Origin of the sequence: Pseudoduganella sp. R-34, from assembly GCF_049904655.1 — a bacterium.
GTDB lineage: Bacteria > Pseudomonadota > Gammaproteobacteria > Burkholderiales > Burkholderiaceae_D > Rugamonas.
In genome coordinates, this window is the sequence record NZ_CP184572.1 from 1,723,911 (window position 1) to 1,736,407 (window position 12,497).

At 63.5% G+C, this 12,497-nt stretch carries 9 protein-coding genes; 6 read left to right on the forward strand and 3 right to left on the reverse strand.

Going from position 1 to position 12,497, the window contains the following annotated elements; genetic code table 11:
• Nucleotides 1-7 precede the first annotated feature (7 nt).
• From ACN9MW_RS08075 to ACN9MW_RS08085, 3 genes are read left to right on the forward strand one after another with little or no spacing between them, the layout of a single operon-like run.
• A complete protein-coding gene (locus tag ACN9MW_RS08075; protein WP_426169567.1) occupies nt 8-2,140 on the forward strand; it encodes a 3-hydroxyacyl-CoA dehydrogenase NAD-binding domain-containing protein in 2,133 nt (710 codons plus the stop codon).
• A 1-nt stretch (nt 2,141) separates the two neighbouring features.
• Entirely contained in the window at nt 2,142-3,221 is a 1,080-nt protein-coding gene (locus tag ACN9MW_RS08080) for a CaiB/BaiF CoA transferase family protein (RefSeq protein ID WP_426169570.1), read from the forward strand.
• A 22-nt stretch (nt 3,222-3,243) separates the two neighbouring features.
• On the forward strand, nt 3,244-4,182 hold the full coding sequence (locus tag ACN9MW_RS08085) for an alpha/beta hydrolase family protein (protein WP_426169572.1): 939 nt from the start codon (nt 3,244-3,246) through the stop codon (nt 4,180-4,182).
• Here ACN9MW_RS08085 and ACN9MW_RS08090 read toward each other — a convergent pair.
• Both ACN9MW_RS08090 and ACN9MW_RS08095 read right to left on the reverse strand, forming a co-directional pair.
• Complete coding sequence (locus ACN9MW_RS08090; RefSeq protein WP_426169575.1) at nt 4,157-5,926, reverse strand: allantoate amidohydrolase; 1,770 nt, start codon at nt 5,924-5,926, stop codon at nt 4,157-4,159. The genes ACN9MW_RS08085 and ACN9MW_RS08090 overlap by 26 nt on opposite strands.
• A 168-nt stretch (nt 5,927-6,094) precedes the next feature.
• Nucleotides 6,095-7,024, reverse strand: coding sequence for a LysR family transcriptional regulator (locus ACN9MW_RS08095; RefSeq protein WP_426169578.1), 930 nt, complete (start codon nt 7,022-7,024; stop codon nt 6,095-6,097).
• A gap of 113 nt (nt 7,025-7,137) precedes the next feature.
• Between ACN9MW_RS08095 and ACN9MW_RS08100 the strand changes: the two genes are divergently transcribed.
• The 3 genes from ACN9MW_RS08100 to ACN9MW_RS08110 are packed head-to-tail and all read left to right on the forward strand — an operon-like array spanning nt 7,138 to nt 10,037.
• Nucleotides 7,138-8,346: a urate hydroxylase PuuD gene (locus ACN9MW_RS08100; protein WP_426169580.1), complete on the forward strand. Its 1,209-nt coding sequence runs from the start codon at nt 7,138-7,140 to the stop codon at nt 8,344-8,346.
• Nucleotides 8,346-9,572 (forward strand): ArgE/DapE family deacylase, encoded by a 1,227-nt coding sequence (locus tag ACN9MW_RS08105; protein WP_426169583.1) that lies wholly within the window; start codon nt 8,346-8,348, stop codon nt 9,570-9,572. Before ACN9MW_RS08100 ends, ACN9MW_RS08105 begins: the two co-directional genes overlap by 1 nt.
• 12 nt (nt 9,573-9,584) lie before the next feature.
• Entirely contained in the window at nt 9,585-10,037 is a 453-nt protein-coding gene (locus ACN9MW_RS08110; protein WP_426169586.1) for an acyl-CoA thioesterase, read from the forward strand.
• Here the strand turns inward: ACN9MW_RS08110 and ACN9MW_RS08115 are convergent.
• Complete coding sequence (locus ACN9MW_RS08115; RefSeq protein WP_426169588.1) at nt 10,030-12,393, reverse strand: prolyl oligopeptidase family serine peptidase; 2,364 nt, start codon at nt 12,391-12,393, stop codon at nt 10,030-10,032. The two genes, ACN9MW_RS08110 and ACN9MW_RS08115, sit on opposite strands and share 8 nt — an antisense overlap.
• Between the last annotated feature and the right edge of the window lie 104 nt (nt 12,394-12,497).

A 12,497-nucleotide genomic window follows, 5' to 3' on the forward strand; every position in this document is an offset into this window, starting at 1 on the left:
ACAGACAATGATTGATTACAGCCTGGATTCCCACGGCATCGCGACCCTCAGCTGGAACATGCCGGGACGCAGCCAGAATGTGCTGAACGAAGAAAGCTGCAGCGCGCTGTGCGAACTGGTAGACCGCCTGGCTGCGGATGCTGCCGTCAAGGGCGTGCTGATGACGTCCGCCAAGCCGGACTTCATTGCTGGCGGCGACCTGGAGTGGCTGTTGTCCGCCAAGACCGCCGAGGTACTGTTCGAACGCGTCGTGCGCCTCGACCGGGCGCTGCGCAAGCTGGAGACTTGCGGCAAGCCGGTCGCGATGGCTCTGCCCGGAACCACGCTTGGCGGCGGCCTGGAGGTGGCCCTGTGCGGCCATTACCGCGTGGCGGCTGACAATCCGAAGGCCCGCTTCGGCCTGCCGGAAGTCACCCTTGGCCTGCTGCCGGGCGGCGGCGGAACGCAGCGCTTGCCACGCCTGGTCGGCATCCAGAAATCGCTGCCGCTGCTGTTGGAAGGCAAGCGCCTGACTGCCGGCGCTGCGCGTGAGCTGGGCATCCTGAATGAAGTAGTCCCCGCAGGTACCGAGCTGGTTGCCGCACGCGCATGGGTGGAAAGCGCGATCGCTGCGGGCGGCGTGCATCAGCCCTGGGATGCCAAAGGCTTCAAGATTCCGGGCGGCGCCGTGTCCTCGCCGGCGGTGCAGCAGGTCTTCATGGCGGCCAACGCCATGTTGCGCGCCAAGACCTATGGCAACTATCCGGCGCCGCGCAATATCCTGTCCTGCCTGTATGAAGGCCTGATCACGGACCTCGACACCGGCTTGATGACGGAAGCGCGCTATTTCGTGCAAACCGTGTTGTCGCCGGAAGCGAAGAACATGATCCGCACGCTGTTCTTCAGCATGAACGAGGCGAACAAGCTGGCTTCGCGTCCAAAGTATGTGCCGCAGCAGAAGTACACCAGGATCGGCGTGCTGGGGGCCGGCATGATGGGCGCGGGCATCGCCTACGTCGCCGCCAAGGCGGGTATCGAGGTAGTACTGGTCGATACCGCGCAGGCGGCCGCAGAACGCGGCAAAGCCTACTCGGCGGGACTGCTGGCGAAACAGCAGCAGCGCGGCCAGGTCAGCGCCGACAAGGCGGAAGCGCTGCTGGCGCGCATCACGCCGACCACCGACTTTGCGTTGCTGGCAGGCGCTGAACTGGTGGTGGAGGCAGTGTTCGAGGATCGCGGCATCAAGGCCGACGTGACGCGCCGTGCGGAAGCGGTACTCGGCGCCGACGCGATCTTCGCGTCCAACACTTCCACCTTGCCCATCACCGGCCTGGCAGAAGCGAGCGCGCGGCCGGCCAACTTCATCGGCCTGCACTTCTTCTCGCCGGTGGATCGCATGGCTATCGTTGAGATCATCGTCGGCAAGCAGACTTCCGATGCAACGCTGGCGCGCTCGATGGACCTGGTGCGCGCGCTGGGCATGACGCCGATCGTGGTCAACGACTCGCGCGGCTTCTACACCAGCCGCGTGTTCTCGACCTATGTGCTGGAAGGCCTGGCGCTGCTGGCGGAGGGCGTGGCGCCCGCGCTGATCGAAAACGCCGGCCTGCAGGCTGGCATGCCGGTCGGTCCGCTGGCGCTGACCGATGAAGTCTCGTCCGAATTGATCTGGAAGATCGACCGCCAGACCCGCCTTGACCTGGGCGATGCCTACAAGGCGCGTCCGGGCCACGAAGTCGCCGCACGCATGGTGGAGCTGGGCCGCATCGGCAAGAAGGCCGGCAAGGGTTTCTACGACTATCCGGAAGGCGGCAAAAAGGTCCTGTGGAGCGGTCTGGCGGAGCTTTTCCCCCGTGCCGAAGTCCAGCCCGACGTGAGCCAGGTGGTCGAACGCCTGACCGTGGTGCAGGCCGTCGAAACCGCGCGCTGCATGGACGAAGGCGTGCTGCGTTCTGCGCGCGACGCGGACGTCGGTGCTATTCTCGCATGGGGCTTCCCGCCATTCCGCGGCGGTCCATTGAGCATGATCGACCATGCCGGTTCGGCGGCCTTCGTGGCGCAGTGCGAACGCCTGGCGGCCGCCCACGGCGACCGCTTTGCGCCACCTGCGCAGTTGAAGGCGATGGCCGCTACGGGTGCGGCTTACTACACGGAGCGTTGAGATGGGTGTGCTGTCCGGCGTCAGGATTATCGAAATTGCGGGCATCGGCCCGGGTCCGTTTTGCGGCATGCTGCTGGCGGACCTGGGCGCGGACGTGATCGTCGTGGAGCGTCCCGGCCCGGCGGAGATTCCGACCGCCGGCATCCTGCGCCGTGGCAAGCGTTCGCTGGCGCTGGACCTCAAGGAACCCGGCGCGATCGACACCGTGCTGCAATTGATCGAAGACGCGGACGGCCTGATCGAAGGCATGCGGCCCGGTGCGATGGAGCGCCTTGGCCTGGGTCCTGAGGTATGCCTGGCGCGCAATCCTCGCCTGGCCTATGGCCGCATGACCGGTTGGGGCCAGGACGGCCCGCTCTCGCAGTCGGCCGGGCACGACAACAACTACATCGCGCTGTCCGGCGCGCTGCATTACGCGGGGAGCGGCGAAGCGCCGCCGGTCGCACCGCCAACGCTGGTAGGCGACCTTGGCGGCGGCGCGCTTTATCTTGCGCTGGGCATTGTCTCCGCTATCCTGCATGCACGCGGCGGCGGCAAGGGACAAGTGATTGATGCCGCCATCGTCGATGGCTCGGCGCACTTGATGAACCTCCTGCTTGATTTGTCCGGCGCGGGCCTGATGCGCGAGCAGCGCGGCACATCGGTGCTGGATGGCCCGCATTGGTTCAATACTTACCGTTGCAAGGACGGGCGCGACATCACGGTCGGTGCCCTGGAAGCCAAGTTCTATAGGCTGCTGCTGGAAAGACTCGGCCTGGCCGGAGATCGCCGCTTTGCGTCCCAGCACGCGGCGGGCCAATGGCCGCTTCAGCGCGCCGCGTTTGCGGAGTTGTTTGCTATGCGCACGCGCGACGAATGGTGTGCCCTGCTGGAGGGCAGCGACGCCTGCTTTGCTCCAGTGCTGGCGCCATCGGAAGCGGCGCAGCATCCGCACATGCAGGCGCGCGGCGTTTATTCCAGCGAAGGCGTATTGCAGGCGAACGCCGCGCCGCGGTTCTCCGCCACGCCGGCACCGGCGGTGCCAAATGCGATTCCCGCCATCGGCCAGCACAACGAGGAAATCTTGTCGCAGCTTCGCTGATGGCGCTAGAATCTCCTATTTCATGAAATTTAAACAACTCCTGCTGGCGCTGCCGCTTGCGTGTCTGATGCACCTCGCCTCCGATGCCATGGCCCAGCCCTCGCCTGAGTCGGCCCTGGTGCAGGCGCGCGCGGGATTCACCACCAAAATTATTCGCCAGGGCGAGAAGTTCCCAGCCCTCCCTGCGCCACCGGCAGGTGTCTTCGAACGCGTGCACTACAAGTCGCCGGCTGGCGCCCTGGCAGCTTATGTCACGCCGAAGCCGGACGGCAATGGCAAGTATCCCGCAATCATCTGGATCGCCGGCGGCGACAGCAGTTCGCTGGAAGAGATGTGGAAGCCGAGGCCGCGCGAAAACGACCAGAGCGCAGCGGCCTATCGCAAGCCCGGCCTCGTGCTGATGCTGCCAAGCCTGCGCGGCGGGAACGACAATCCGGGCCGGCGCGAAGGCTTCTACGGTGAAGTGGATGATGTGATCGCGGCCGCGGATTACCTGGCCAGTTTGCCGTATGTGGACCCGCAGCGTATCTACCTGGGCGGGCACAGTACGGGCGCAACCCTGGTGATGCTGGTCGCTGAAAGCACGAAACGGTTCCGCGGCGTCTTTGCTTTCGGGCCGGTAGCGGCGGCGCATTATTACGGCGAAGACTACAACTACTATGACATCAAGGACATGCAGGAAGCGAAGCGCCGCGCGCCGATCCTGTGGATGGATTCAGTCCGCAGTCCGCTGTTCGTACTGGAGGGGGCCGTTGGCGGCAATGTGCAGGACCTGCAGGAAATGCGACAGAAGAACAAGAACAAGGCCATCCGCTTCATGGAAGTGGCGAACAAGTCCCACTTCAGCATCCTTGCTCCCGCCAACGACATGATTGCGGCAAAAATTGTCTCCGCCGCGCGTAGTGGCGGCGAAGTCGATATCAGCCCGGCAGATATCAGCGAGCTGTCGCAGCGCCGCTAATGAAACTGCGGAGGAAGTCGAGCAGCACCTGCGCGGCGACTTCCGCATCGTCGGCCGTCATGGTCTCGAGCGGATTATGGCTGATGCCGCCGTTGCCGCAGCGAGTGAACAGCATGCACACGTCGGTGAGCGCGGCAATCGCCATGGCATCGTGGCCGGCACCGGACAGCAGGTCGAAGCGTGGCAGGCCGCTGCGCTGGACTGCATCGCCCAGCTGCTGCATCAGCCAAGGCGCACATGGGGCGGCCTTGGCTTCGACAATCTTCTCCACCTTGAATTCGATATTGCGCCGCGCGCAAATTGTCGCCAGGCCATCCAATACATCGCGCACCGCCGCCTCGCGCACTGCATCGTCGGCAGCGCGGATGTCGAGCGAGAGCTTGCAGGCGCCAGGAATGACGTTGACGGAACCGCCCGGCACCTGGAGCTGTCCGACCGTGCCGACCAATGCGTCGCCCTGCGCGCAGCGCTGCTCGACCAGCAACACGATCTCGGCTGCCGCCGCAGCTGCGTCTTTGCGCATATGCATCGGCGTGGTACCGGCATGGCTGGCCACGCCTTGCAGCTCGACCAGGAAGCGCGAACTTCCCGCGATGGCCGTTACAACACCGACTGGCAGGCCCCGTTCCAGCAATACCGGGCCTTGCTCGATGTGGACTTCGACATAGGCGGCGATATCCTCGCGCCGCCGCGCTATCGCAGGAATGGCTGCCGCGTCGTGGCCAGCGGCGGCCAGTGCGTCGCGCATCCTGATGCCGTCGGCGTCCACAGCATCCAGCAGGGACATGTCGAACTTGCCGGTGACCGCATTACTGCCGAGGAAGGTGCTGCGGAAGCGCACGCCTTCTTCTTCCGCGAAGCCGATCACCTCAAAATTGAACGGCAGCCGCTCGCCCTTGGCGTGCAGGTGGCGCACGATAGCGATCGGCAGCAGGATGCCAAGGCGGCCATCGTACTTGCCTCCGTTGCGCACCGTGTCGTAATGGGAGCCGGTAAGGATGGTTTTCGCACCCGGCGCTCCGGACAGATAGCGCCCAACGACGTTGCCGACAGCATCAATCTCGACCTGCATGCCGGCCTCGCGCATCCAGTTGGCCAACTGCGCGGCGGTGGCGCGGTGGGCATCGGTCATGTAGGCGCAGGTGAGGGCACCTGCCTCGTCGCTCCACTGCGCCAGGTCTTCCGACCATTGCATGATCTGCGGGCCGAACTCCAGCTCCACGCCCAGCAGGTCGTTCAAGCGTATTTCGGCAATGCGGTGAATCTGGCGCAGGCACTCCGCCATTTCATCGGCCCTCTGGTTTTTCAGGCGGCGCGCGAAGGTAGCGATGACGGTTTCACGCGTCAAGCCTTGCCCAGTCGGGCCTTTGACCGCCAGGATGAAGGGGAAGCCGAACTTCGCGTTGTAGTCGGCGTTCAGCTTGTGCAGGGTGGCGAATTCCTCCGCGCTGCACAGGTTCAAGCCGGACCTGGCCTGTTCGCTGGTTGATTCGGCTGTCAGTTCGCCTGCGATGGCCGCCTTGCCCGCCAGTTCCGGGTGCGCGCGGATCAGGCCAAGCTGCTCGCCTTCAGTCGCGCTGGTGACCACGCCTTGCAAGGCCTGTTTCAACGCCGCCAGCGTCGCAAATGGCCGCTGCGCCGCCGCCCGTTCCGGAATCCAAGGAGAATGCTCATAGATGCCGCGCAGGTGGTCGATAAAAGCAGCCGGCGGGCAGGAGTTCAGTTCAGGAAGAGTCGTGGTCATCGCATTTGTCCTATCTTGAACAATCGATCATACCCAGTCCCGAGCGCCCCGCCATAATCGCTCCTTTATACCTGCAATTATGAAAGTCGGGGTCAGGTCTGGCAATCCGCCACATTTTTCGCATAGCGAAAAATGTGGCGGATTGCCAGACCTGACCCCGACTTTCAATTAGAGCGCCTTGGCGGCAGCAGTGACCTGGTCGCGCAGCCATTTGTGCTCGGGGGCCTGGTGCACACGCTCGTGCCACAGCTGGTAGAAGCGCATCGGCGGGAACTTGACCGGGGGCGTAAAGACCTTGAGCGGCAGCGAGTTTTCGTAGAAGCGCAGGAACTGGCGGCCGGTGGTCAGCACCAGGTCGGTCTGCGCCAGCATGTACGGGATCAGGCTGAAATAGGCCGATTCCACCGCCACATTGCGACGCATGCCCTGGCGCTCCAGGAAGGAGTCGATCACGCCGCCGTAGCCGGGCACCATTTGCGATGGTGCGACGTGGGGCAGGGCGAGGTAGTCGTCCAGCGACATCGCATCGCTGGCGGTGCGCTTGGCATAGGGGCTGCCGGCGTGCATGGCGCAGATGATCGGGTCTTCGAACAGCTTGGAAATGTGCAGGTGCTGCGGCGGCTCGTCCCAGTTGGCGATGACCAGGTCCATGTCGCCGTCCGACAGCAGCCGCAGATAGTCTGTACCGGGACCGATTGAGTGGATCACCACGCGGCTCCTGGGCGAGCCTCGGCGTAACAAGGCCACCACGTTCGGCAGGAACTGGCTGTCCAGGTAGTCGGGTGCGGCGATATTGAAGGTGCGCGCTTCCTCCTGCGCCACGAAGGGCGTCTTCTTCACGAACAGCGATTCCGTTTCGTCCAGGATGCGCTTGGCCGGCTTGAGCAGGCTTTCGCCGTGCTGGGTCGGCACCATGCCGCGCGCGCCGCGCACCAGCAGCGGGTCGCCGGTCAGTTCGCGCAGCTTGCGCAAGGACGCCGAAATGGAGGGTTGCGGCTGGTTCAGCTTGAGCGCCACGCGCGATACGTTCTTCTCGACCAGCAGCAGGTAGAGAATGCGAATGAGGTGAATATCGAGGTGTTGCGGCAGGCCGGACATCTTGCGTACGTATATGAATTCGAATATCTTGAATATACGACATATTTCATGTTGTGGGGGCTCGAAAACGCGTATCTTCGATAGATTGCCACTTCTTCAACTCAAGGATTTACATGGATTACCTGCTGCCCTACGGCCTGGAATGGGCGAACCTGCTGGTACGCTGGCTGCACATCATCACGGGCATTGCCTGGATCGGCGCGTCGTTCTATTTCGTCTGGCTGGACAATTCGATCCGGCCGCCGGCGCCGGGCTCGGACCTGGCGAAGAAGGGCATCTCCGGCGAATTGTGGGCGGTGCACGGCGGCGGTTTCTACAACCCGCAGAAATACCTGGTGGCGCCGGCCGAACTGCCGAAGGAGCTGCACTGGTTCAAGTGGGAGGCTTACAGCACCTGGCTGTCGGGCATCGCGCTGCTGACCATCGCCTATTATTTCAACGCGCAGGCGATGATGGTGGACAAGCAGGTGGCCGATCTCTCCAGCCTGCAGGCTGTCGGCATTGGCATTGGCTTCCTGGTGGCAGGCTGGGTGGTGTACGATGCGCTGTGCCGCTCGCCGCTGGGCAAGAGCGAGAAGTGGCTTGGCCTGGTGGTATTCCTGCTGCTGGTTGCCGCAGCCTATGCGCTGACTCGCCTGCTGAGCGGGCGCGCTGCCTTCATCCACATCGGCGCCATGATCGGCACGATCATGGTGGCCAACGTGGCGATGCTGATCATTCCCGGCCAGCGTAAGATGGTGCAGGCGATGCAGGCGGGCAGCCTGCCGGATCCGATCCATGGCATCAAGGCCAAGCAGCGCAGCGTGCATAACAATTACTTCACGCTGCCGGTGCTGTTCATCATGATCAGCAACCACTACGCGATGACTTACCAGAACAAGAATGCCTGGCTGGTGCTCGGCTTCATCATGGCGGCGGGCGTCTTCATTCGCCATTTCTTCAACCTGCGCCACAAGGGCCGCATCGAATGGCGCTATCCTGTCATTGGCGTAGCGCTGCTGCTGGCGGTTGCCGTGGCGATTGCGCCGTCAAAGCCTGCCGCCGTGAAGCCAGCCGCCGACCCTGCTGCGCAATTCGCGAAAGTGAAAGCGATCGTCGATCAGCGCTGCTTGGCCTGCCATTCGGCCACACCGACGCAGCCTGGCTTTGCCACGGCGCCGGCTGGCGTGATGTTCGATACGGCCGACCAGGTGCACCAGCGTGCAGCCCAGATTCACAAGCGCGCCGTGGAGCAGAAGGACATGCCGATCGGTAACCTGACCAATATGACCGAAGCGGAACGCGCCGAGCTGGGCGCATGGTTCGCCGCAGGAGCGAAATAATGAACGACAAACTCACCCAGTGGATTGACGACCATTTCGACGAAGAAGTGGCCTTCCTGCAGCAGGTGCTGCGCGTGCCGACCGATACGCCGCCCGGCAACAACACGCCGCATGCGGAAACCGTGGCGGACATGGTAAAAGCCTATGGCTGGAACGCCGAGAAGCACGCCGTGCCGGAACAGGAAGTGCGGGACTACGGCATGGAGTCGATCACCAACCTGATCATCCGCCGCCCGTATGAAGCCGGCGGCCCGACGATCGCGCTGAATGCCCACGGCGACGTGGTGCCGCCGGGCGAGGGCTGGACCTATCCGCCCTACGGCGGGGTGATCGACGACGGCTATATCTACGGCCGCGCAGCAGCGGTATCGAAATGCGACTTCGCTACCTACATCTTCGCCGTGCGCGCGCTGGAAGCGCTGGGCGTCAAGCTGAAAGGCGGCGTGGAGCTGCATTTCACGTATGACGAGGAATTTGGCGGCCTGCTTGGCCCTGGCTTCCTGCTGCGCGAAAAGCTGACCAGGCCGGATTACGTGATCGCGGCAGGCTTCAGCTACAACATCGTTACCGCGCACAATGCCTGCCTCCAGCTTGAAATCACGGTGCACGGCAAGTCAGGCCATGGCGCCATGCCGGAAACCGGGCATGACGCGCTGCAGGCGGCAACGAAGATCCTGAATGCGGTCTACGGCCAGTTGCCTGAGCTGAAAAAGATCAAATCGAAGGTGCCAGGCATCGATTCACCGACCATGCTGGTGGGCCGCATCGACGGCGGCACCAATACCAATGTCGTGCCGGGCAAGGTCGTGATGAAGCTGGACCGCCGCATGATCCCGGAAGAGGACCCGGTGGCGGTGGAGGCGCAGGTGCGCAAGCTGATCGAAGAGGCAGTGCAGGGTGAACCCGGGATTCGTCTCGAGATCAAGCGCCTGTTGCTGTCGCACGCCTTGCGTCCGCTGCCGGCCGGCGAAAAGATGGTGGCCAGGCTGCAGAAGAACGCGCGCGAGGTGCTGGGCGAGGATATCCCGGCGGTCGGCACGCCGCTGTACGCCGATGCGCGACTGTACGGCGAACAAGGCATTCCCGCAGTACTATATGGCGCAGGGCCGCGCAGCGTGCCCGAATCGAATGCCAAGAAGGCAGATGAAAAACTGCTGCTGGAAGATTTGCGCAAGGCGACCAAGATCGTGGCCCTGACTTTGCTGGACTTCCTCGCAGCCGAGTAAGGGGGAGTGGCAATGTTTGAACGCAAGATGCTGGCCGGCTGGGGCGATATGGATTTCAACAGCCATATGGCCAACACGGCATACCTGAACAAGGCGGGCGATATCCGCATGATGTTCCTGGGCGAGAATGGGTTCCCGATGGCGGAATTCAAGCGCCTGAATATCGGCCCGGTCGTGATGAAGGACGATATCGCGTATTTCAAGGAAGTGCTGCTGATGGATACCATCACCGTCACGCTGGCGCTGGCCGGGATGTCTCAGGATGGCAGCCGCTGGATGCTGCGCAGCGACGTGTATCGCAGTGATGGCAAGCTGTCCGCCCGGATCAACAGCTCGGGCGGCTGGCTGGACCTGACGGCGCGCAAGCTGGTCACGCCGCCGCCGGCGCTGCTGGCAGCCTGGCACTCGCTGTATCAGACAGACGACTTCCAGGCGTTGCCAAGCAGCGTGGCGAAACCTACTTGAGGGTGCTCTCGAACAGCTTGTAGATGCGGCGGTACTGGTCGTACCAGCTCTCAGGCTGGACGTAGGCATGGCGTTCCATTGGATACGCCGCCAGTTCCCAGTTGTCCTTTTTCAGTTCGATGAAGCGCTGCGCCATGCGCACCGAATCCTGGAAGAACACATTGTCGTCCACCATGCCGTGGGCGATCAGCAGGTGGCCTTTCAGCTTGTCCGCGTACTCGATCGGCGAAGATTTGCGGTAAGCCTCCGGGTCGATGTCCGGCGTATTCAGGATGTTGGCGGTGTAGCCGTGGTTATAGGTGGTCCAGTCGGTCACCGGGCGCAGCGCGGCGCCGGCCTTGAACAGCTCCGGTTCGCGCAGCAGCGCCATGAAGGTCATGAAGCCGCCATAGCTGCCGCCGTAGATACCGACCTTGTCGATGTCGCCCTGGTGGTTCGCTGCCAGCCATTTGGCGCCGTCCACATAATCGTCCAGTTCAGGATGGCCCATCTGGCGATAGATCGCCGTGCGCCAGTCGCGTCCATAGCCCTTCGACGCGCGGTAATCCATGTCCAGCACGATGTAGCCCTTTTCAACCAGCAGGTTGTGGAACATCTGCTCGCGGAAGTAGTTCGGGAAGCGGTTGTGCGTGTTCTGCAGGTAGCCTGCGCCGTGCACGAACATCACGATCGGGTACTTCTTGCCCGGTTCCAGCGTGGCCGGGCGATACAGCTTGGACCAGATCGGCTGGCCAGCGCCGTGGGTCGACGGCACGGCCACCATCTGCGGCTGGATCCATTCGCGTGTCTTGTATTCGGCGCTGCGGGTATCGGTCAGCCTGGTTGCTGCGCCGCCGGTAGCAGGCACGGTAGCCAGTTGCGAAGGGACGTAGGCCGATGAATAGTGGACCAGCAGCTTGCGCTGGTCAGGCGACAGGTCGAACTGTTCGACGCCTCCATTGAGCTGGGTGACTTCGCGCACGGTGGCGTCCTTGGCTGAAGCGGAGCACACCTCGTATTCGCCGGGCGTGCGGCGGTTGCACAGCATATAGGCCAGGGTGCCGTCGGCGTTCCACTTCACGTTCGATGCTTCCCATTTGCCGCTGGTCAGGGCGCGCTGCTTGCCGTCGGCGCCGAGGGTGTACAGGTGGGCGTATCCGGTTTCCTCGGACATGAACCACAGCGTGTTGTTGTCCGGCAGCCAGCCGAAGTCGTTGTAGCTGTAGTTGATCCAGGCATTGTCGGTCAGGCGGTGCAGGGACTTCAGCTTGGCGCCTTCCAGGTCGATGCCGGCCAGCCAGCGGTCTTTATTGTCCACGGTGCGCAGCATGACGGCGACCTTGGCGCCGTTGTCGCTCCAGGCAATGCCGTCGCCTTCATCGGCTTCCAGGCGGGTGGCGCGGTTGCCCTTCAGGGCCGGCTGCTTGGCTGCTTCGCGCAGGCTGGCCAGCGGGTCGGTGGCGATGCCCGGCAGGGAATCGAAGGACAGGTCCTTGATGGCGCCGGTGCGCAGGTCCACCAGTTTGAGCGATTGCGCCAGCGGCAGGTTGCGGCCAACGCGAGCACGCTGGTCGTCGAATTCTTCGTAGCCCGACTCGGTCACGTAGCGCGGCATCTTGCCGACGCGGCCGTTCTCGCTGCTTTTCGGCGAAGTGGCGACCACCAGCCAGCGCCCATCTGGCGACAGAGATGAGGCATCGATGGATACCTTGTCGCCAAAGTAAAGCGGCACCGGCGCGCGGGTGGCGTCGGCAGCGCGTTCGGCTTTGGCGCGGGCGCGTGTCTCGTCGCGTTCATCCTTCTGGCGCTTGAGGGTGGTGATCAGGCGCAGCTGCAGGTCGCGCAAGTAGTCTTCATCCGGTGCGGCGGCCGGGTCCTTGGCGGCGCGCGGCAAGGCGACAGGGGAGAGCAGGCGCTCGGCGCGGCTCCAGCTGAACCAGTCGTTGCCGACCTTGAACTGCACGCTGCGGCCATCTGCCGAGTACTGGGGGGAGGAAGCGTTGGCAGTGCCGCGGCTGATCTGCACCAGGGCGCCGGATTTCAGGTCGCGTTCGAACAGGTCGCCGTTGCGCAGCACGATGGCGCGGGTGCGCTCGCGATTGAACACCATGTTCGGGCTGTCCTGGTTGGACAGCTCGGAGTCCGCCACCAGGCGCGGCTTGTCGCCGGCCTGGAAGGTGTCGCGCAGCGAGGAGCCGACGCGCTTTTGTTTATAGAAAATCTGCTTGCCGTCCCAGCTCCACCATGCCGCTTCAACTGGCGTGCCGATCCAGTCCGGGTGGGACATGGCCTGGTCGAGGGTGATGGGGGTTGGGCTAGTGGCAAATGCGGGGGCTGCCAGCAGGGCTGCCAGCAAGGGAAGTGCAAGTGGTCGCATGGTCTCGAAAGGGAAATGAAGAACTTCGAGGAAGGATTCTAACAGCCGCCCCCTGTACGAAAAGTATCAGGCTTGTAACAGGGTAGCGCCGGCGCCGCCGGGCC